A 20,483-nucleotide genomic window follows, 5' to 3' on the forward strand; every position below is an offset into this window, starting at 1 on the left:
TAGCCTCTTCGACCTTCCCAAGAAGCACGCCTTCGCATGACTCTCTACCTTCTCAAGCGCCTGCTGGGCCTGCTGCCGACGCTGCTGATCGTGGCCGTGCTGGTGTTCCTGTTCGTGCACCTGCTGCCCGGCGACCCGGCACGCCTGGCCGCCGGGCCCGACGCGGGCCCCGAAACCGTGGAGCTGGTGCGCCGCGACCTGGGGCTGGACCTGCCGATGCCGCAGCAGTTCGTGCGCTTTTTCAGCCACGCGCTGCAAGGCGACTTCGGCCTGTCCATACGCACCAAACGGCCCGTGGCCACGGAGATCGCGGAGCGTTTTGCGCCCACCTTCTGGCTCACCATCGCGGCCATGGGGTGGTCGGTGCTGCTGGGCCTGGTACTGGGCATGGTGTCGGCGGTGTGGCGCAACCGCTGGCCCGACCGGCTGGGCATGTCGCTGGCGGTCTCGGGCATTTCGTTTCCCTCGTTCGCGCTGGGCATGCTGCTGATGCAGTTCTTCTCGGTGCAGCTGGGCTGGCTGCCCACCGTCGGGGCCGACTCGTGGCGCCACTACATCCTGCCCTCGCTCACGCTGGGCGCGGGCGTGGCGGCCGTGATGGCGCGCTTTACGCGCAGCTCCTTCATCGACATCCTCAAGGAAGACTATGTGCGCACGGCGCGCGCCAAGGGCCTCACCGAAACCGTGGTGGTGGTCAAGCACGCGCTGCGCAACGCGCTGATCCCGGTGGTCACCATGATGGGCCTGCAGTTCGGCTTCCTGCTGGGCGGCTCCATCGTCGTCGAGGTGGTTTTCAACTGGCCCGGCATGGGCCGGCTGCTGGTCGACGCGGTGGAGATGCGCGACTACCCCGTGATCCAGGCGCTGGTCCTGCTGTTCTCGCTCGAATTCATCCTGATCAACCTGGTGGTGGACATGCTCTACGCCGTCATCAACCCGACCATCCGCTTCAAGTGAACACCACCGAATCCCCCAGCACCACCGCCGCGAACGAAGCGCCGCCTCCCGACAGCGCGCAGCTCTCCGTGCGCACACCCGCCGCCGAGTTCTGGCGCAAATTCAAGAAGCAGCGCGTGGCCCTGGCGGCCGCCGGTTTTGTGCTGCTGCTGGTGCTGGTGGCGGTGCTCGCGCCCTGGCTGAGCCCTTTTGACGCGGAGAATTTTTTCGACTACGACGCCCTGAACGCGCCGCCCTCGGCCAAGCACTGGTTCGGCGTGGACGCGCTGGGCCGCGACATCTTCAGCCGCATCCTGATGGGTGCGCGCATTTCGCTGGCTGCGGGCCTGGTCTCGGTGGCCGTGGGCGCCGTGATCGGCACGCTGCTGGGCTTGCTGGCCGGTTATTACGAAGGCTGGTGGGACCGCATCGTCATGCGCATGTCCGACGTACTGTTCGCCTTTCCCGGCATTTTGCTGGCCATCGGCATCGTCGCCATCCTGGGCAACGGCATGATCAATGTGATCATGGCCGTGGCCGTGTTCAGCGTGCCGGCGTTCGCGCGCCTGGTGCGCGGCAATGTGCTGTCGCTCAAGCACCAGACCTACATCGAGGCGGTGCGCTCCATAGGCGCGCCCGACTCGGTCATCATGCTGCGCCACCTGCTGCCGGGCACGGTGTCCTCGGTGGTGGTCTACCTGACCATGCGCATAGGCACCTCCATCATCACGGCTGCCAGCCTCTCCTTCCTGGGCCTGGGCGCGCAACCGCCCACGCCGGAATGGGGCGCCATGCTCAACGAGGCGCGCGCCGACATGCTCAACGCGCCGCATATCGCGCTGTTTCCCAGCCTGGCCATCTTCCTGACCGTGCTGGCTTTCAACCTGCTGGGCGACGGCCTGCGCGATGCGCTGGACCCCAAGATAGACCGCCAGTAAACGGGGCAAGGCCGCTTCGTGACACCCCGCCACCTGCTGCCCCACATCGGCAGCCTGCCGCACGGGCAGCGCAACGCCATCACCGACGTCGCCGGCGTGAGCGTCGGCCATTGCACGCTTGACGCGGGCGAGGTGCAGACCGGCGTGACCGTGGTGCGCCCGCATGGCGGCGACCTGTTCCGCGACCGCGTCCCGGCCGCGGCGGCCGTGCTCAACGGCTTCGGCAAAAGCGTGGGCCTGCTGCAGATCGAGGAGCTCGGCGTGCTGGAAACGCCGATCGCGCTCACCAATACCTTTTCGGTCGCCGCCGTGGCCACCGCGCAGATCCGCCAGTGCATGGCCGCCAACCCCGAAACCGGGCGCGGCCTGCCCACGGTCAACCCGCTGGTGTTCGAGTGCAACGACGGTTTTCTCAACGACATCCAGCGCATGGCGGTCACGCAGCAGCACTACCTGCAGGCCTGTGCGCAGGCGGGCGTGGAGGTTGAAGAAGGTTCGGTCGGCGCGGGGCGCGGCATGTCCAGCTTCGGGCTCAAGGGCGGCGTGGGCACGGCCTCGCGCCGCGTGGCGGCCACCGGGGGCGGCGAGCACACCGTGGGTGCGCTGGTGCTGGCCAACTACGGCCAGCTGCCGCAATTGGTCATGGCCGGCCAGGCCCTGGGCGCGCGGCTGGCGGCACATCAAATGCAAGCAGCAGAACCCGAAAAAGGCTCCATCATCCTGCTGGTCGCCACCGACGCGCCGCTGGACGCGCGCCAGCTGCGCCGGCTGGCCCTGCGCGCCGGCGCCGGGCTGGCGCGCACCGGCTCGGTGTTCGGCCACGGTAGCGGCGACATCGCGCTGGCGTTTTCCACCGCCTATACCGTGCCGCAGCAAACCACCAGGCCAATGCCGGCCGTGGCCATGCTGCACGACGGCCTGATAGACCCGCTGTTCCAGGCCGTGGCCGACAGCACCGAGCAGGCCATCCTCCATGCCCTGTGGCAGGCCCGCGCCGTCACCGGCCGCGGCGGCCACCAGCGTCGCGCGCTGGCCGAACTGCTGCCCGGCTGGCCCTCTTCATCCTCCTTTTCACCTTCAGCGGATTGCCCATGAAAGTCCTGATCTCCACCGACATCGAAGGCGTTGCCGGCGTTTTCCACCACGAACAGGTGCGCGCCGGCAATCCCGAGTACGAACGCGCCCGCCTGCTGATGACGCACGAGGCCAATGCCGCCATTGCCGGCGCCTTCGATGCGGGCGCCACCGAGGTGCTGGTCAACGATTCGCACGGGAGTTTTCGCAACATGCCGCCGGAGCTGCTGGATGCGCGCGCCCAGGCCGTCATGGGCAAGCCGCGCTACCTGAGCATGATGGCCGGCGTCGATGACGGCGTGGACGCCGTCTGCATGGTCGGCTACCACTCTCGCGCGCAAGGCCGGGGCATCCTGGCGCACACCATCAACAGCTTTGCCTTTGCGCGCGTGTATTTCAACGGCCTTGAACTGGGCGAAGCCGGCATTTACGGCGCGCTGGCCGGCGAGTACGGCGTGCCGGTGGTGATGGCCAGCGGCGACGACGTGTTCATCGAGGAGCACCGCCCGCTGTTTCCGCATGCCACCTTTGTGCAGACCAAGCGGGCCACCGGCCAGACCAGCGGCATCAGCCTGTCCCCGGCCCAGGCCTGCGCGGCCATACGCGTCGGCGTGGCCGCCGCACTGGCGGAGTACGGTTCAGCCCGGCCTTACGTGCTGAAAGGCCCTGTCGCGGTACGCATCCAGACCCAGTCACCGGCGCTGGCCGACCTGTTTTGCCAGTGGCCGGCCCTGCGGCGCCTGGACGGGGACGAGGTCGGCTTTGAAGCGCCTACCGTGGAGGCCGCGGTGCGCATGGTCAACAGCCTGTCGGCCATGTCCAGCATGCTGCGCTAAAAACCTTTTCAAGGATTAAGAGTCGCTAACAAAACCCAGCGAAGCGGTCCTGGCTAGGCGCGCCGCCGCAGACAGTGCATTAGCACGGCAAGGCGGCGCAACAACGCCAGGAGGGTTTTGTTAGCGACTCTAAGGCACGCGCGGCGCGTGTTCCGCGCCCTGCCCCACCGCCCGTTCGCTCATCCAGCGCAGCAGGTCCAGCCACATCTGGCGCATCTCGGCATCGAGCGGCGTGCGTGTGGAATTGGGCAGTTCTATGGTCACCACAGGAACGCCTTTGTGGATGCCGCCGTAATTGCCCAGCGAGCCGGGGAAGATGCCGACCTGGTCCAGGTAAAGCCGCCCCAGGCGCGAGGGCGGCACCGAGGGCCCGTCGAAGTCGAGCACGCCGTAAGGCGCATGGATGCTGACGATGAGCTGCGGCTTGAAGCTTTGCATCTGCTCGTGCAGAAAACGCGACTCGGGCTCGGACAGCGGCTTGGGCCCGGGCCAGCGGCGCGGGTCCTTGCCCGTGCGCTTTTCCCAGTAGACCTTGGCGTCGCGCTCCCAGTTGGGCGTGGGGAAGTTGCGGTTCAGGTCCACGCCGTGCGCGTTGACGCGGCGCGGCGGCGTGGACAGCACGCCGTCGGGGTTGAGCACCGGCACAAAACGCCAATGGACCACCTGGGGCGCGTCCTGCGGCGGCTGCCCGGCCAGCTTGATCCAGTGCAGGGCCACCGCGCCCGAGGACAGCTCGTCGCCGTGGATAGCGCCCACCACCAGCACGCGCAGGCCGGCGTTGTCGGGCTTGATGTCGCGCACCCAAATCGCCTGCCCATTGACGGATCGCGCGCCCGTGGGCTGCAGCTGCGCCGCCTCGCAGAGTTCCCGTTTGACGTTCGGCAGTTTGGCCGCGTAGTCGGCGCAAGGCGAATCAGCCCGGGCACCGTCCGCTATGAAATAGGTAGCAAGCAGGCAGAGGGCAAAGCGGTGAAACGGCATGCCCGCGAGTTTAACCGGCGCCGCCGCGGCCCCTGCCGCCCGCCCGCCTAAACCCTGACGCGAGTGGGCCGCGGCCGCATCAGTTAAATTAGCCTTCTATGCCGACCGCCGCAACCCCTCGCCAAGCGAGCAGCCCCAGCTTTTCACAGCGGGAATTCCGGGCGTCGCTGGCCATGTTCGCCACCGGGGTCACCATCGTCACCGCGCGCACGCCGGCGGGCGTATTGGTGGGCCTGACCGCCAACTCCTTCAATTCGGTGTCGCTGCAGCCGCCGCTGGTGCTCTGGAGCCTGGCGCGCGCAGCCGGCTCCATGGCCGCCTTGAGCGCCGGCTCGCACTATGCGATCAACATCCTCGCGGCCGACCAGAAAGAGCTGGCCGAGCGTTTCGCCAGCGGGCGCGCCGACCGCTGGGACGGCGTGGCCTACAGCGAAGGCGCCAGCGGCGCGCCGCTGCTGGACGGCGCGGCCGCCCACTTTGAATGCTTTAACCGCAGCCGCTATGAAGAAGGCGACCACGTGATCTTCGTCGGTGAGGTCGAGCGCTGCGGCCACCGCGCGGGCGCCTCGCCGCTGCTGTTCCACGGCGGCAAGTTTTATACCGAGCATCCGCTGTAGATCACGAGAAGGCGACGGCCGCGGCCGCCGCTTCCAGGTCCCCGCCAGTTTCCCCAGGTCCTTCACGATGACACGCAAGACCCATCTCGACACCCTCGCCATGTCCCTGCTGCTGGGCTGCTGCCTGTTCTGGGGCCTGCAGCAGGTGCTGATCAAGGCGACCATCAGCGAGGTCCCGCCCATGTTCCAGGCCTCGCTGCGCCTGGTGGGCGCCACGGCGCTGCTGTGGCTGTGGTGCCTGTGGCGAAAAATTCCGCTGTTCAGCCGCGACGGTTCGCTCAAGGCCGGCCTGCTGGCCGGCGCCCTGTTCGGCGCGGAGTTCGCCTGCATTTATGTGGGCCTGCAATACACCAGCGCTTCCCGCCTGACGGTGTTTTTGTACACCTCGCCCTTCTGGGTTGCGGCGCTGGTGCCGCTGTGGGTCAAGTCCGAGCGGCTGCGCGGCCTGCAGTGGCTGGGCCTGCTGTGCGCGTTTGCCGCCGTGGTGTTCGCGCTGCGCGAAGGCTTTACCGGCGACCATGCCTCAACGGCGCGCGGCGACCTGCTGGCACTGGCCGCCGGCATGCTGTGGGGCCTGACCACGGTGGTGATACGCGCCACTCAGCTGGTCAAAATCTCCGCCGAGAAGCTGCTGTTCTACCAGCTGGCCGTCAGCGCCGCCGTCTTCCCCTTGCTGTCGCTCTACCTGGGTGAGCAGTGGTCCTGGCACTTCAGCCCGTTTGCCATCACCTCGCTGCTGCTGCAGACGGTGATAGGCGCGTTCGCCAGCTACCTGGCCTGGATGTGGATGCTGGGGCGCTACCCGGCCACCAAAATCTCGGTATTTGTGTTTTTCACGCCGCTGTTCGCGCTGCTGTTCGGCGCGCTGTGGCTCAAGGAAAGCGTGACCACCGGCCTGCTGGTGGCGCTGGCCACCGTGGCGGCCGGCATCGTGCTGGTCAACCGCAAGCCGGCAGGCGCATAATTTTTCGGCATGACGACCCACCCTCGCATCCCCGGCCATCGATTCCTCCATTCACCGGGCCCCACGCGGGTGCCCGACGAGGTCATGGACGCGATGCGAAGGCAGCCCATGGATATGGGCGACCCGCGGCTGGAGCGTGTGATCCAGGCCTGCGAAACCGGGCTCAAGGCGCTGCTGCAAACCGACAAGGCCGACGTCTTTATGTATACCTGCAACGGCCACGGTGCCTGGGAAGCCGTGATCGCCAACCTGCTCGCGCCGGGGCAGCAGGTGCTGGTCGCCGGCACCGGGCATTTTTCCGAATCCTGGGCCGTGCAGGCCGAGGCCATGGGTGCCAAAGTGCTGCGCACTCCCTGGCGGGAGGGTTACCCGATTGATGTGCCCGCGATTGAAACCGCCCTGCGCGCAGACACCGCGCATGCCATCGTCGCCGTGTTTGTGGTGCATACCGACACCGCCAGCGGCATGACCAGCGAGCTCGCCAAAGTCCGGCAGGCGCTGGACGCCGCGGGCCATCCGGCGCTGCTGGTGGTGGATGTGGTGGCCTCGCTGGGCGCGGCGCCCTTTGCCATGGATGCGCTGGGCGCCAACGTCGTGCTGGGCGCCTCGCAAAAAGGATTGATGGTGCCGCCCGGCCTGGCCTTTGTCGCCGCCGATGCCGCCGCGATGAAGGTGGCCGCGGCCAACCCGACACCCCGGTTTTACTGGGACTGGGCGCGGCGGCAAAGCCCGCTGAGCTACCGCAAGTTCTGCGGCACGCCGCCGCAAACCCTGCTCTTCGGCCTGGAGGCCGCACTGGGGCTGATTTTTCACGAAGGCCTTGAAGAGGTCATTGCCCGCCACCGGCTGATCGCCGGCGCCGTGCATGCCGCCGTCCAGGCCTGGAGCGAAGGCGGCGCGCTGGGGTTTTTTGTGCGCGAACCGGCGGCGCGCTCGGTCTCCGTTACCACGGTGGCTGTGGCTGAGGGCACGGATCCCGAGGCCATGCGCACGGTCGCGCGCGAGCAGTTCCAGGTCGCGATTGCGGGCGGCCTGGGCCCGCTGGCGGGACGCACGTTTCGCATAGGCCACCTGGGCGACATGAACCCGGCCATGATCCTGGGCTGCCTGGCCGGTGTGGAAGCCGCCATGCGGGTGCAAGGCATTCCCTTCGGCAACGGCGTGCAGCACGCTGTTGCAGCGCTGGCCGGAAAACGCTAAGGCTTACTGGGAGGCGGTGATGCCGCCGTCCAGGTAAAGCACCTGCCCGGTCACAAAACGCGAGGCGGGTGCTGCAAAAAACACCGCCGCGCCGGCCACGTCCTGCGGGTCGGCCACACGGCCCAGCGGAATGCGCTCCAGCACCTGCTGGCGCGTCTCGGGGTTTTCCAGCCAGTGGCGTGCCATCTCGGTCTGCACCACCGTGGGCGCGATGCCATTGACGGTGATGCCGTGCGGCGCGAGTTCGCTCGCATGCTGGCGTATCAGCATGACCAGGCCACCCTTGCTGCTGCTGTAGGCCGAATAACCACGGCCGCGCAGGCCCAGCTGCGCGCGCACCGACAGCAGATGCACCTGCGCGCCTCCCTTGCCGCCTGCGATCTGGTGTTTGGCTGCCGCCTGTGCCAGAAACATCGCAGCCTTGAGGTTGACCTGCAGCACTTCGTCGAAAGCCTCTTCGGTGACTTCGAGCAAGGCCTGTTCGCGCTGCATGCCGACGCAATTCACCAGGATGTCCAGGCCGCCCCACTGCGCGGCCACCTTGTCGACGGAGGCCTGCATCTGCGGCACCGAGTGCGCGTCCATGGCCAGGCCCAGGGCCTCGTGCCCGGCCGCCCGCAGCGCCGACGCCACGGCTTGCGCCTTGGCCTCATCGCGGCCCGACACAGCAACCCGCGCGCCGGCGATCGCCAGGCCCCAGGCAATGGCCTCGCCAATGCCGCCATAGCCGCCGGGCACATAGGCGGTCTTGCCGCGCAGGTCAAACAGGCCTGTCAGCGCAGTGCTGAAATCAATCCGGGGTGTGATGCTCATGGATGGCGAAATTGTGGACGCAAAGCGTAGCGGCGGCGAAAGGGCTTTCCCTGCCTCCTGGGGCCGGCCCTAGTCCATCAGCAGGCCGCCATTGAGATCAATAATCTCGCCGGTGATAAAGCCCGACAGCGGCGAAGCCAGGAAGCGCACCACGTGGGCAAACTCCTCGGGTTCACAAAAGCGGCCGACCGGGATGTCTTTGAGCAACTTCTGGCGCTGCTCCTCATTGAGCTGCTCGGTGATCATGGGCGTCTTGACGTAAGCCGGCGCGACGGCATTGGCCGTGACACCAAAAGGCGCGAGCTCGCGCGCCAGCGAAAAGGTCAGCGAGCTCATCGCGCCCTTGGACACCGAATAGGCCGTGCCCGCCGTCAAGCCGCCGGTCTTGGCCGCCAGCGAGCTGGTGTTGATGATGCGGCCGAAACGCCGCGCCTTCATGGCCGGCACCACCTGCTGCGCGAGGTAAAAAGCACCGTCCAGGTTGGCTCCCAGCACGCGGCGCCACTCACCGGCCTCGGTGGCCTCGACCTTGTTGTTGGAGAGAATGCCGGCATTGTTGACCAGGATGTCGACAGGCCCGAAGGCCTTGACGATCAGCGCATGGCCGTCGCTCACGGCGGCGGCATCACTGATATCGAACGAGAACGGCAAGGCACGCGAGCCCAGTTCATAGGCCAGCACACGGTTGCGCTCGTGGTTCACATCGACCATCGCGACCTTGCAGCCGTCTTCGAGCAAGGCCTTGACGACGGCCAGGCCCATGGTGCCGGCCGCGCCTGTGACCAGCGCGACTTTGTCTTGAAGCGGTTTCATTCAAATGGCTTTCTGCGGCAGATATTGGCGGGGGGAATCAGGCATCGAGAACGCTTTTTTTGCCGAACAAACCGCGCGAACGGAAAGTCACGATGGCGATAAACAGCAAATACATGGACATCAGCGACCACTCGGACGCATACGAGCCGGTAAGCCCGACCACCATGCCCACCATCAGCCCGGCAATCACCGCACCCCACAACGAACCGACGCCGCCCAGCACAATGATCAGGAAAGCCGGCACCACCGCGTCCACACCCACATGCGGACGTATGCCCCAGATGGGCGCCATGACCACGCCCGCAATGGCCGCCAGCGCCACGCCGAGGCCGAACACAAAAAGGCGCAGGCGCGAAAGGTTGATGCCCAGGGCGCGCACCATTTCGCTGTCGTGCGCGCCGGCCTTGATGATGGCGCCGTAGGGCGTCTTCTGCAAAAACAACCAGAGCAGCACAATCATCAGGATGGCAAAGCCGCTGGCAAAGAAGCGGTACTTTGAATACACCAGGTCACCCATCAGGAAGGCGCCTGAGATCGCCTCGGGCAGCATGAGCTGCTTTTCCGACGAGCCCCAGACCACACGTATGCCTTCTTCAATCACCAGCGCAGCGCCGAAAGTCAGCAGCAGGCCGTAGAGCGGGTCGCGACCATAGGTGCGCCGCATGCACAGCTCCAGCAGCATGCCGAAGATGCCGACAAAAATGGGCGCGAAGACCAGCGCCACGCCGTAGCGCGTGCCCAGCGGCAGGCCCATGTACCAGGCCTGCAGATTCGGAAACATGCCCAGCTGCGGCGCGATGAGGAACAACGCGAAATACATGCCCAGCGCGAACAGCGAGCCGTGCGCCAGGTTGATGGTTTCCATCACCCCCACGATGAGCATAAAGCCCAGCGCGATGAGCGCGAACAGCAGGCCCAGCGAGATGCCGTTGACGAGGTGGGGAACCAGTTGAAGCAGGAAGTCCATCGCGGCCTTTAAAGGTGAGAAGCCGGGCGCTCAGACTTCGTAGCTGGGCGTCGCGTCGTAGCTCTCGAGCTTGCAGGCGCCCGCGGCATCCTTGTCCTGCACGTCCTTGGGATCGGCTTGCGTGAGGATCTTGAAGATGTCGTCTTTCTCGGCGGGCTGGTCGTTGTAGGTCGCCATATAAATGGTTTGCTGGCACTGGTGGGTGACCGGGTCCATCCAGGCGTCGTAATGCTGCAAGCGGTCGGCCGCGCTCATCTTGCGGCCTTCGAGCTTCTTGATGACCGCGATGTTGTTGGTGGTGCCGGCCTCCTCCGCGCAGCGCAGCAGTTCGCGCGTGGCCATGTAGCTGTTGTGGTACACATTGCCCGGCACGCGGATCGCCATACCCGGGAACTGCTTCTGGTAGGCCGCGACGAATTCCTTCACGCCGGGCAGGTTCAGGCGCCAGTACCAGGTGGTGCCGAAGACGCCGAAGATGGCCTCGGGGCCCAGGCCGTAGACATCAGGCCAGTCCTGCTGGTTGTTGATCCAGGCCATGCTCTGGTTCATCTTGAGCTGCACCACCTGCTGGCGCAGCGCCTTGATGTCGTCGCCGCCCACGGCCGTGGCCACGACATTGGGCTTGAGCTGCTGCAGCTTGAGCAGGTAGGACGAAAAATCGCGGGTGTTCTGCGGCACCAGCAGTTCTTCCACGATCTTGCCCCCATTGGCCTCGACGATGGCGCGCGTTGCCTTCGATGTGGTGTGGCCCCACACATAGTCGTTGGTCAGCAGCACCCAGTTCTTGCCGCTGGCCTTGATGGCGTTCTTGACGATGGCATTCGAAAAATTGGTGCCGTTGCCGTCCCAGACAAACTTGGTGCGGTGGCAGTCCTTGCCGGCTTCGGTGGGGCTGCTGGAGTTGGTGTTCAAAAACACGGTGCCGTATTTCTGCGCCACCTGCGAGATGGCGTTGGACACGCCCGAATGCACCGCGCCTATCAGGAAGGCCGCCTCGTTGCGCGTGATCATGCGCTCGGCCACGCGCGAGCCGGTGGCCGGCGTGGTTTCGGTGTCAATGTGGATGGCCTCTATGCGCCGGCCCAGCACGCCGCCCTTGTCGTTGAACTCCTTGATGGCCATCATCGCGCCCAGGCGTTCTTCAGCACCCGAGGCCGCGTACAGGCCCGAGGCGTCCATGGTCAGGCCAATGGTCAGCGGCTTCTTCTGGCCGGCCTGCGCCCAGGCGTGGTTGTGCTTCCAGGGGCCCATAAAGGGCGCCGCGCCGTACAGGCCCGCGCCCACCAGCGCCAGGCTGGAGTGCTTGAGCAGCGCGCGGCGCGAGGTGGCCGCGGTTTCGGGTTGGGATTCGGGGGCTGCGTCCTTGTTGTTGATCTCGCTCATGGTTTTGTCTCCTGCTGGTTGAGGGATGGGCTTAACGGGGAACGATCTTGACGTCGTTGAGTTTTTCCTGCGCTTCAAAAAGGGAGGCGATCAGCTTGTCGCCGAAACCGGCATTGCTGGCCTGTATCAGGCTCTGGTGCGCGGCCTCGCCCATCAAGCTGCTGACGGGCAGCATCTCGGCCAGGTGGGTGTAGTAGCGCAGGTCTTTCTGCGCATTGGCGATGCCGAACTTGAAGCCGGTGACGTCGCCTTCCTTGAGCGTCTTGGTCGCCATCATCTGGAAGATGCCGCAGTTCACGCCGCCGGCCGAGATCACGTCGTAGAGGCGATTGAGGTCCAGCCCGCTCTTGGCCGCGACGGCGAAGGCTTCGGCAATCGAGGCCGCGAAGCTCATGGCCATCATGTTGTTGACCAGCTTGAGCACGTGGCCGTGGCCGGGCGGGCCGACGTGGAAGATGTTTTCGCAGAAAGCCTTGAGCACCGGCTCCAGCGTTTTGAAGTCTTCCGGCTCGGCGCCCACCATGGTGTTGAGCCGGCCCTCCTCGGCCTCCTTGGGCGTGCGCGCCAGCGGCGCATCGGCCAGCTTGATGCCTTTGGCCGCGAGGTCATTGCGTATGCGTGTGCTGGAGGCCGGCTCGGCCGTGGAGGTGTCGACCACGATCAGGCCCTCGCGGCCGCTGCCCAGCAGGCCGTCCTTGCCGTAGACGATGTCCTCGACCTGCGGCGAGCCGGTGACGCAGATAAACACGATGTCCGAAGCCCGCGCGCATTCGGCATTGGTCTTGGCCTCCTTCGCGCCGGCGGCGATGAGGTCGGCCAGGTTGTCGCGGTTGCGGTTGACCTTGAATGTCAGGCCACAGCCCTTGGCCAGCAGGTTTTTGGCCATGCCGTGGCCCATCATGCCTATGCCGATAAATCCGATTCGGGGTGCCATGTCTTGTCTCCGTTTTATCCGTTGTGTTTCTTGTGTTCAGTTCACGGGCTCGGCCGCGTCGGCAGGGGCACCGGCCCGTTGGCCTGTGCGCGCCTGGTCCCAGAGCGCGATCAGCCGCGCATAGCGCTCGGCAATGTCTTTCACGACCGCCGCGTCATCCATGGCGCCGGCAAACCAGCCGTTCGCGGCATCAGCAAAGATCGAGCGCCCGACCGCGAAGCCGCGGCAAATCGCGTGCGGCGCCGCGATGCGAAAGCTCCGGTCCAGTTTTTCCTCACTGGCCTCCAGGCCCAGCACCAGCACGCCGCGGCAATGCGGGTCGTGCTGCCTCAGCACGGCCGCGATCTTTTCCCAGCCGGCGGCGGTCGCGGCGGGCGGCAGCTTCCACCAGTCGGGAAAAATGCCGGCCTGGTAGATCTGCGCGAGCGCCTGCGGCACGGTGTCGTCATCGCAGGGCATGTCCTTGGGCGGAATGACTTCGATCAGGAATTCGTGAAAGCTGTCCACGCTGGCGCGCTGCAGGTCGGCCAGACTGGCCAGCTGGCTTTCGCGCAAAGGCGCAGGGTCTTGCGGGTGGTAGCTGACCAGGCATTTGGCGACATGCTCGCCGGGCCAGGTCCGCATGGCCGCGCCCAGGCCGGCGCCGGCTTCGAACTGCAGCGGGCGCGAGCCCGGCAGTTCGACGGGCCGTGCCACCCACCAGCCCTTACCCGTGACAGAAGGCAGCACGTCTTCGCCAAAACGACCGTCGACGATCACGCCCACCCCGACGCGCTTGCCGGCGCCTCGCCGCGCGCCTTCAGCGATCAGGGATTTGAAATGCGGAATGCGCTCATGGCCCGCGCCGTGGCGCGCAGCCAGCTCCTCCAGCTGCATGCGGTGGTCAAAGGCCAGGATGACCAGTTCTTCCCAGCGCCGAGTGCGCGTGCTGGCGCGATGCAGGTGCTCCAGCCGCGCGTCTTCGCGCAGGCGGCGCGTGGTGGAGCCGTGCCCCAGGAAGAACTGCAGCTCTTCCCAGCTGGCCATGGCCGGCGCGCAACCGTGGCGCGAGACCACCAGCGCGCCGCAGGCATTGGCATAGGCGCAGCAGCGCGCCAGCGGCTCGCCCGCTATCCAGCCGCGCAGAAAACCCGACATAAAGGCATCGCCCGCCCCCAGCACGTTGTAGACGTCGACTGGAAAGCCCGGGCCCTGCAAACCCTTCTCGAGCGCATCGGGAATCGCGCCGTCGAACAGCACGCAGCCCATGGGGCCGCGCTTGACGACCAGCGTGCCGGCCGTCAGCTCGCGCAGGCGGCGCAGCGCGGTGAGCGTGTCGGTGCTGCCGCCCGCGATATGGATTTCCTCCTCGGTGCCGACCACCAGGTCGCACTGGCCGACCACGGTCTGCAGGTGGGCGCTGACCTCACCCGAAGGCACAAAGCGCTGCTCGCCCATGCCGGGGCTGGTCAAGCCCCAAAGCACGGGGCGGTAGTCGATGTCCAGCACCACACGCGTGCCCGCGGCCTTGGCCAACGCCATCGCGCGGGTACAGCTTTCGTAGGTGAGCGGCTGCGACAGGTGCGTGCCCGAGATCAGCAGCGCCTTGGCCGAGGCGATAAAAGCCGCGTCGAAGTCCTCGGGGCTGATCGCCATGTCGGCGCAGTTGTCGCGGTAAAAAACCAGCGGAAAGGTGTCTTTGTCCTGGATGCCCAGGAACACCAGCGCAGTCAGGCGCTTGGGGTCGGTGGCCACATGGCTGACGTCCACGCCTTCGGCCGCCAGGGTTTCACGCACAAAGCGGCCGTTGTGCTCATCGCCCACGCGCGTCAGCATGGCGGGCTTGAGGCCCAGGCGCGCCACACCGACCGCGGTGTTGGCCGGCGAGCCGCCCAGGTATTTGCTGAAGCTCTGCATGTCTTCGAGGCGACCGCCTATCTGCTCGCCGTACAGGTCGACGGCGGCGCGGCCCACGCAGATCAGGTCCAGCGGGCGGCTCATGCGCGTCCTTTGCGCGCCGGCTTGGCGGCCGGTTTGCCCTTGGTTTTGGCCGCGCCCTGTTCGGCCAGCTGGTGGCCGGTGCTGACCACCAGCGCCTGCGCCAGGCACAGCGGCGCGACCAGCGAGCGAAAGGGCTTGGACGAATCGTCGGCCAGCTCCAGGCAGACCTGGGCATGCGCCTTGAGCGGCGAGAGCGGGCCGTCGGTGATGGCGATCACCGAGGCGCCCAGCCTGGCCGCTTCCGCCGTAGCGGCGATCACCTCGGGCGAATAGTTGCGAAAGCTCGCGGCGATCAGCACGTCGCCGGGCGCGATGGAGCGCAGGCTTTCGCGCAGCATGCCGCCCGTGCCGTCCAGCAAATGGGTGCGCAGCTCGAGCTGGCTCAGCGCATAGGCGAGGTAGCCCGCCACCGGGAAGGCGCGGCGCTGGGCCAGCACATGGATGCGCGGCGCCGAGGCCATGAGTTTGACGGCGGCCTTCAGGTCGGCCTGGGCAATGCTTTCTTCCAGGTGGCCCAGTTCGGCCACCGACTCGCCCACCAGCTGGTGCAGCACGCCGGCCGGGGCACGTTCGCCGTTGAGCTGCTTGCGGCGCATCTGGTCTATGCGCTCGCGGTAGCTGTCGGAGCGCTCCAGCAGGTGGCCGCGAAACACCTGCTGCATTTCGGAAAAGCCGCCGTAGCCCAGCGCGTTGGCAAAACGGATCATGGCCGAGGGCTGGACCTCGGTGGCTTCGGCCACCGTGGCCACCGTGCCCAGGGCCAGCTCGTTGGGCTGCTCCAGCGCGAAGCGCGCGATGCGCTGCAGCTGCTTGGACATGTCCGGGTAGGTCCGTCCTATCAGCGCCTTGAGTTCTTCGTAGTTCGTTGCAGAGTCCATGGGTTCTTGCCGCCTGGGAAATGCGATGGGCCGGTTCAGCTCGCATCGCGTCAATTTAGAATAAATGTTCTTGCTTATTTAAATAATAGAATTTATATTCTGTTTTGTCCAGCGTCTTTTTTTCGAACGCTTTTCCTCCCCCCAAGAAAACCCAGATAGACAAGGCCCCCATGCAACTCGCTTCCGGCCGCGCGCCGCTGATTCCCTTGCCGATGCTCGCCACGCTGCTGGTGCTGCTGTCCACGCCGCTGTGGGTAGGCCGCGTCGGGCTCTACCAGTACCTGGCCCTGGAAATCATGATCTGGGTGCTGTTCGCACTGGGCTACAACCTGCTGCTGGGCTTCACCGGCCTGCCCTCTTTCGGCCACGGCGCTTTTTTCGGCGCGGGTGCCTATGCCTTCGGCCTGCTGCAGCTCAGGGTCTGGCCCAACCTGTGGTTCGACCTGGCCGGTGCGGTGCTGGTCACGGCGGCGCTGGGTGCGCTGGTGGCGCTGTTCATCTCGCACCGGCGCGGCATTTATTACGCCCTGCTCACGATCGCCTTCGGCCAGGTGTTCTGGTTCATCGCCAACAAATGGCACACCGTCACCGGCGGCGAGGACGGCCTGCTCAACATCAAGCGCCTGCCGGTCGACTTCGGCTTTGTGTCTTTCAACCTGTCGGGCAACAACGCCCTCTTCTTCTTTTGCCTGGCGCTGTTCGCGCTGGTGCTGCTGGGCCTGTGGCGGCTGATCCATTCGCCGCTGGGCCGCATCTTCAGTGCCATCAAGCAGAACGAGACACGCGCGGCCTTTGTGGGCTACAACGTCTGGCTCTACAAATGGCTGGCCTTCACGATCTCCACCGCGGTGGCGGGCCTGGCCGGCGCGCTGTTCGCCATGGCGCAGCAGTCGGCCTACCCCAACGTCATGAGCCTGCACAACTCGGGTTTTGTGGTGATGATGGTGCTGATAGGCGGCGGCCTGGTGAGCTTCTGGGGCCCGGTCATAGGCGCGACCTTCTTTATCCTGGCGCGCGACCTGCTGGGCGCCTACACCGAGACCTGGCTGCTCTGGTACGGCCTGGTCTTTATGGCCATGGTGCTGTTCAAGCCCGAAGGCATTGCCGGCGCCTGGCAGGCCTGGAAGGCCAGGCCGCGGCGCGCGGTCGCCGCCAAGCCCGCACCCGCTGGAGGTGCGCTGTGAAGCTTTTTGAGGCCAGCGGCCTGTCCAAACGTTTCGGCGCCCAGGTGGTGCTGCAAGACATCACGCTCAGTTTCGAGGAAGGGCAACTCAACGGCATCATGGGCCCCAACGGCGCGGGCAAGACCACCTGCTTCAATGTGCTGACGGGCCGCTACAAGCCGGATCGTGGCCGCGTGACCTTTGCGGGCGAGGACATCACGGGCCTGTCGCCGCGCGAGATCGCGCGCAAGGGCGTGTCGCGCTCCTTCCAGATCATGAATCTGTTCGACAGCTATACCGCGCTGGACAACGTGCTGGTGGCCACGCCGCATGTGCGCCGGCAGGGCTTCAACCCCTGGCGCGACCTGGGGGCCGACGACACGGCGCAGCAGCTGGCCGCCGCGATCCTCGAGCGCGTGGGCCTCAAGGGCAAGGAGCGCACCTTGGCCAGCAGCCTGTCCTACGGCGAGCGCCGTGCGCTGGAGATCGGCGTGGCGCTGGCGGCCGAACCGCGCATGCTGTTTCTGGACGAACCCACCGCCGGCCTGGGCGCCGAAGGCACGGCGCGGCTGATGGAGCTCGTGAAAGAGCTCAAGCGCCAGCTGACCATTGTGATCATTGAACACGACATGAATTTCCTCTTCAAACTCGCCGACCAGATTTCGGTCATCCACTGGGGCCAGGTCATCACCCAGGGCACACCCGGCCAGTTGCGTGAGAACGAATGGGTGCGCCGCTCCAACCTGGGGGCGCTGGCATGAGCGCGGTCCTCCAACCCACCATCAATACCGTTGCGCAGCAGCAGGACATGCTGGCCGTGGAACGCATAGACACCTTCTACGGCGAAACGCAGGTGCTGTTCGACGTGTCGCTCAAAGTCGGCGCCGGTGAAGTGGTGGCGCTGCTGGGCCCCAACGGCGCGGGCAAGACCACGCTGCTGCGCTCGGTGCTGGGCCTGACGCCGCCGCGCAAAGGCGGCATCGCCTTCGATGCGCGGGACATCACACGTTTGCCCACGCATGAGATTGCCAAGGCCGGCATGGGCTGGGTGCCGGACGACAGGCGTATCTTCCCAACACTCACGGTGGCGCGCAACCTGGCCATCGCGCGCAAAGCCACGCGTTTCAGACCCTGGCACGAGAAAGAATGTTTTGAGATTTTCAGCGCGCTCGAATACCTGATGCACCGCGAGTGCGAAAACCTGTCGGGCGGCGAGATGCAGATGGTGGCGATCTCGCGCGCGCTGCTGGGCTCGCCCGGCCTGGTGCTCTTCGACGAGCCCAGCCAGGGCCTGGCGCCCAAGGTGGTGCAGGACGTGATGAAGACCATCAGCCGGCTCAAGGCCGAAGGCATCGCGGTGCTGGTGGTCGAGCAGAACGTGCAAAGCGCGCTGGCGGTGGCCGACCGCGCTTATGTGATGAACCAGGGCGTGATCGTCCACCAGGGCCCCGCGGCCGACCTGCGCAACGATGCCGCCTTGTGCCGGCAGCTTTTGGGAGTCTGAGCCAGCATGAGCCATCCACTGTTACGCGTCGAGAACCTCGCCAAGCAATACCAGCGCGGCGTGCTCCGCAAGACCACGACCTTTTCACTGAACGCCGATTTCGAGGTCGACAAGCCCTGCGTGGTCGGTGTCATGGGCCCCAACGGCTCGGGCAAGACCACGCTGTTCGAACTCATCACCGGCAGCAACCTGCCCAGCGCGGGCCGCGTGCTGGTGAACGGCCAGGACATCCACCAGGTGCGCACGCGCGAGCGCGACCGGCTGGCCATCCACTACCACCAGTCCTACCAGGTCCGCTCCTTCCAGAAAACCAAACCCGACTTCATGCTGGCGCATGCGCAAAGCGATTCGCCGCTGGTGCATCTTTTTGACGAGCCGCAGTTCAACACCCAGGACGGCTACATAGGCTTCATGCTGGACTTCTTCGCCAGGCTCAAGGCCAACGGCCGGCTGGTGTTTTTATGCCTGCACCCCAACGAGCCCTACCACGTGGACATCCTGCGGCAATGCTGCGAGCGTTTTATCTTTGTGCAAAAGGGTGCGATCAGCGAGGCGCCCGACTTCGATACGCTGGCGCGTGATGAGAAGGTCAGAGCCTACCTGGGAGCCCTGGCGCCGGCGGTGGCCTAGAACCTGTTCTCAGATCAGGCTGTGTTTTCTGGCCCGGTAGGCCAGCTTGGCGCGTGTGGTACCCAGCCGCCGCGCCGCCGCCGAGAGATTGCCCTGGCAGGCGGCGATCGCGCGCTCCAGCGTGTCGCGCTCGGTTTGCTCCAGGGATTGCGGCGAAGCGCCAGCGCCCGTCAGCACGGGATGGGCGCAGGCCGGCGCGCCCTCGAAGTTCAGGGTGCCCGAGCTGCCCTGCAGCCGCAAGGTCATGACCTCGGCGCTCAGGGTTTCGCCGCCGGTGAACAGGTGGTGCACGTCGATCAGCCCGTCGGCATCGGCCATGATCACGGCGCGCTCGATCAGGTTTTGCAGTTCGCGGATGTTGCCGGGAAAGTCGTAGTTCAGCAGGGTGCGCACCGAGGCCTGGGTGAAGCCGCCGGTGTTGCAGCCGTGCTTGCGCCGGTAGTGGTTCAGGAAATGGTTCATCAGCAGCGGAATGTCGTCGCGCCGCTCGCGCAGCGGCGGCAGGTGGATGGGAAACACATTGAGCCGGAAGAACAAGTCCTCGCGAAAGCGCCCCTCGCGCACGGCCTGGCGCAAGTCCTCATTGGTGGCGGCCACCACACGCACATCCACCGCGATGCCGCGCGTGCCGCCCACGCGCTCGACCTCGCCCTCCTGCAGGGCGCGCAGCAGCTTGCCCTGGGCGACAAAACTCAGCATGCCGATTTCATCGAGAAACAGGGTGCCGCCGCTGGCGCGCTCAAAGCGGCCCGGCCGCGAATGGCTGGCGCCGGTGTAGGCGCCGCGCTCCACGCCGAAGAGCTCGGACTCGATCAGCGTCTCAGGGATGGCCGCGCAGTTCACCGCGATAAAAGGCTGGTCCTTGCGCGGGCTGATCCTGTGCAGCATGCTGGCGAATTTTTCCTTGCCCACGCCGGACTCGCCCGTGAACAGCACGGTGGCCGAGGTGCGCGCCACGCGGCTGAGCTGGTGGCAGGCCGCGTTAAAGGCCGATGAGGCACCCACCATGGCGTCGCCGGCCGGCGCCTCGCTGGGCGCCAGGTCGGCCGGGCTCGTTTCGCTGCGCGCATAGGCCGCGGTGTCGACAAACTCCCTGGCGTTCAGGTAGCGCATGTCTTCCTCGATGTTCTCCCACTTGTCGGCGGACTTGCCGACCACGCGGCACTGCGCATGGCCCATGGAGCGGCACATGGTTTCGCGGAAGACGATGAGCCGGCCGAACAGCGTGCTGACATAACCCGTGGCGTAACCCACCTGCATCCAGCAGGCCGGCGAGCCGCCTATGCCGTAGGCGGCGATGTGTTCGTCGTCCTCGCTGGAGTTGTGCCAGATGAATTCGCCCTCATAGCCGCTGGTGTCAGGATCGTAGGTCACGCTGACCAGCTCCACCTTGACCACGCCCTCCAGCGCATGCAGGCGCGTGCCGGCCATGGCGGCCGCCGGCGGGTCGGCATCGGGCCAGTGCTTGCGCACGAGCTGGGCATCGCGGGCGCCGCTGACATAACCGGCGCGGGTGAACAGGCCGCGGGCCTTCTCGATGCCCAGGCTGTCGACCATCTCGCGGCGCATGGACCCCAGCGCCTCGGTGTGCAACAGCACCATGCGCTGGTCCTGCAGCCAGATGCGCCCGTCGCCCGGCGAGAAAAACAGGCATTCGCTGATGTCGGCAATCGTCGGGTGCGTATCGCCGCCTATGTGGGTGCTGGCAAAACCGCCCAGGGCCTTGGCCACCGACGCGCTGTCGAAGCTGCCCAGCGCGACACCGGTGGCCCGGGCCACCTCGGCCAGGGAAATGCGGTCTGAGACACCCATGGCGTTTGTCCTTGGATTGATCAAATGGTGAAAAGTAGTTTTACTTTATAACTATTTGAT

The 20,483-nt window shown here is 66.1% G+C and carries 20 protein-coding genes; 11 read left to right on the forward strand and 9 right to left on the reverse strand.

All coding sequences use genetic code 11. The annotated features are described in order from the left end of the window. Positions 1-36: 36 nt before the first annotated feature. Genes gsiC through AC1D09_RS16635 form a run of 4 tightly spaced genes read left to right on the forward strand, consistent with a single transcriptional unit; the run spans position 37 to position 3,784 of the window. The gene (gsiC, locus tag AC1D09_RS16620) at positions 37-957 is read left to right on the forward strand and encodes a glutathione ABC transporter permease GsiC (RefSeq protein ID WP_413329940.1); all 921 of its coding nucleotides are present in this window, start codon (positions 37-39) and stop codon (positions 955-957) included. Next, positions 954-1,874 carry a glutathione ABC transporter permease GsiD gene (gene gsiD, locus AC1D09_RS16625; protein WP_477662597.1) on the forward strand — a complete coding sequence of 307 codons (921 nt, stop codon included), beginning with the start codon at positions 954-956 and terminating at the stop codon, positions 1,872-1,874. The genes gsiC and gsiD overlap by 4 nt, the downstream gene beginning before the upstream one ends. 18 nt (positions 1,875-1,892) lie before the next feature. Next, a complete protein-coding gene (locus AC1D09_RS16630) occupies positions 1,893-2,969 on the forward strand; it encodes a DmpA family aminopeptidase (RefSeq protein WP_477662598.1) in 1,077 nt (358 codons plus the stop codon). Next, entirely contained in the window at positions 2,966-3,784 is an 819-nt protein-coding gene (locus AC1D09_RS16635; RefSeq protein ID WP_477662599.1) for a M55 family metallopeptidase, read from the forward strand. The genes AC1D09_RS16630 and AC1D09_RS16635 overlap by 4 nt, the downstream gene beginning before the upstream one ends. A gap of 129 nt (positions 3,785-3,913) precedes the next feature. On the opposite strand, the gene AC1D09_RS16640 is transcribed toward AC1D09_RS16635, so the two are convergent. Next, positions 3,914-4,765, reverse strand: a complete 852-nt coding sequence (locus AC1D09_RS16640) for a M14 family zinc carboxypeptidase (RefSeq protein WP_477662600.1) — start codon at positions 4,763-4,765, stop codon at positions 3,914-3,916. 173 nt (positions 4,766-4,938) lie between these two features. On the opposite strand from AC1D09_RS16640, the gene AC1D09_RS16645 reads away from it, so the two are divergent. The 3 genes from AC1D09_RS16645 to AC1D09_RS16655 all read left to right on the forward strand — a co-directional run bounded on the left by AC1D09_RS16645 (position 4,939) and on the right by AC1D09_RS16655 (position 7,546). Continuing rightward, a complete protein-coding gene (locus AC1D09_RS16645) occupies positions 4,939-5,382 on the forward strand; it encodes a flavin reductase family protein (RefSeq protein WP_477662601.1) in 444 nt (147 codons plus the stop codon). A gap of 67 nt (positions 5,383-5,449) precedes the next feature. Further along, positions 5,450-6,346 (forward strand): DMT family transporter, encoded by an 897-nt coding sequence (locus AC1D09_RS16650; RefSeq protein WP_477662602.1) that lies wholly within the window; start codon positions 5,450-5,452, stop codon positions 6,344-6,346. A 9-nt stretch (positions 6,347-6,355) separates the two neighbouring features. After that, positions 6,356-7,546 carry a pyridoxal-phosphate-dependent aminotransferase family protein gene (locus AC1D09_RS16655; protein WP_477662603.1) on the forward strand — a complete coding sequence of 397 codons (1,191 nt, stop codon included), beginning with the start codon at positions 6,356-6,358 and terminating at the stop codon, positions 7,544-7,546. Positions 7,547-7,549: 3 nt separating this feature from the next. Here the strand turns inward: AC1D09_RS16655 and AC1D09_RS16660 are convergent, their stop codons facing one another. The 7 genes from AC1D09_RS16660 to AC1D09_RS16690 all read right to left on the reverse strand — a co-directional run bounded on the left by AC1D09_RS16660 (position 7,550) and on the right by AC1D09_RS16690 (position 15,314). After that, positions 7,550-8,359 carry an SDR family NAD(P)-dependent oxidoreductase gene (locus AC1D09_RS16660; protein ID WP_477662604.1) on the reverse strand — a complete coding sequence of 270 codons (810 nt, stop codon included), beginning with the start codon at positions 8,357-8,359 and terminating at the stop codon, positions 7,550-7,552. Positions 8,360-8,428: 69 nt separating this feature from the next. Further along, positions 8,429-9,172, reverse strand: coding sequence for an SDR family NAD(P)-dependent oxidoreductase (locus tag AC1D09_RS16665; RefSeq protein ID WP_477662605.1), 744 nt, complete (start codon positions 9,170-9,172; stop codon positions 8,429-8,431). Between the two features lie 37 nt (positions 9,173-9,209). After that, a complete protein-coding gene (locus tag AC1D09_RS16670) occupies positions 9,210-10,139 on the reverse strand; it encodes a branched-chain amino acid ABC transporter permease (RefSeq protein ID WP_477662606.1) in 930 nt (309 codons plus the stop codon). Between the two features lie 30 nt (positions 10,140-10,169). Continuing rightward, positions 10,170-11,522 carry an ABC transporter substrate-binding protein gene (locus AC1D09_RS16675; protein ID WP_477662607.1) on the reverse strand — a complete coding sequence of 451 codons (1,353 nt, stop codon included), beginning with the start codon at positions 11,520-11,522 and terminating at the stop codon, positions 10,170-10,172. 31 nt (positions 11,523-11,553) lie between these two features. Beyond that, positions 11,554-12,456 carry an NAD(P)-dependent oxidoreductase gene (locus tag AC1D09_RS16680; protein WP_477662608.1) on the reverse strand — a complete coding sequence of 301 codons (903 nt, stop codon included), beginning with the start codon at positions 12,454-12,456 and terminating at the stop codon, positions 11,554-11,556. A 36-nt stretch (positions 12,457-12,492) separates the two neighbouring features. Further along, positions 12,493-14,436 carry a bifunctional 5-dehydro-2-deoxygluconokinase/5-dehydro-2-deoxyphosphogluconate aldolase gene (locus AC1D09_RS16685; RefSeq protein WP_477701142.1) on the reverse strand — a complete coding sequence of 648 codons (1,944 nt, stop codon included), beginning with the start codon at positions 14,434-14,436 and terminating at the stop codon, positions 12,493-12,495. Then, positions 14,433-15,314: a MurR/RpiR family transcriptional regulator gene (locus tag AC1D09_RS16690; protein WP_477662610.1), complete on the reverse strand. Its 882-nt coding sequence runs from the start codon at positions 15,312-15,314 to the stop codon at positions 14,433-14,435. The genes AC1D09_RS16685 and AC1D09_RS16690 overlap by 4 nt, the downstream gene beginning before the upstream one ends. A gap of 170 nt (positions 15,315-15,484) precedes the next feature. On the opposite strand from AC1D09_RS16690, the gene AC1D09_RS16695 reads away from it, so the two are divergent. Genes AC1D09_RS16695 through AC1D09_RS16710 form a run of 4 tightly spaced genes read left to right on the forward strand, consistent with a single transcriptional unit; the run spans position 15,485 to position 18,611 of the window. Beyond that, positions 15,485-16,498 carry a branched-chain amino acid ABC transporter permease gene (locus AC1D09_RS16695; protein WP_477662611.1) on the forward strand — a complete coding sequence of 338 codons (1,014 nt, stop codon included), beginning with the start codon at positions 15,485-15,487 and terminating at the stop codon, positions 16,496-16,498. Next, positions 16,495-17,238: an ABC transporter ATP-binding protein gene (locus AC1D09_RS16700; RefSeq protein ID WP_477662612.1), complete on the forward strand. Its 744-nt coding sequence runs from the start codon at positions 16,495-16,497 to the stop codon at positions 17,236-17,238. Before AC1D09_RS16695 ends, AC1D09_RS16700 begins: the two co-directional genes overlap by 4 nt. Continuing rightward, positions 17,235-17,981, forward strand: coding sequence for an ABC transporter ATP-binding protein (locus AC1D09_RS16705; RefSeq protein ID WP_477662613.1), 747 nt, complete (start codon positions 17,235-17,237; stop codon positions 17,979-17,981). The genes AC1D09_RS16700 and AC1D09_RS16705 overlap by 4 nt, the downstream gene beginning before the upstream one ends. 6 nt (positions 17,982-17,987) lie before the next feature. Continuing rightward, positions 17,988-18,611, forward strand: coding sequence for an ATP-binding cassette domain-containing protein (locus AC1D09_RS16710; RefSeq protein ID WP_477662614.1), 624 nt, complete (start codon positions 17,988-17,990; stop codon positions 18,609-18,611). Between the two features lie 9 nt (positions 18,612-18,620). Here the strand turns inward: AC1D09_RS16710 and AC1D09_RS16715 are convergent, their stop codons facing one another. Continuing rightward, entirely contained in the window at positions 18,621-20,423 is a 1,803-nt protein-coding gene (locus tag AC1D09_RS16715) for a sigma 54-interacting transcriptional regulator (RefSeq protein WP_477662615.1), read from the reverse strand. Positions 20,424-20,483: the final 60 nt, after the last annotated feature.

The organism is Polaromonas sp. P1_A2 (assembly GCF_056406895.1).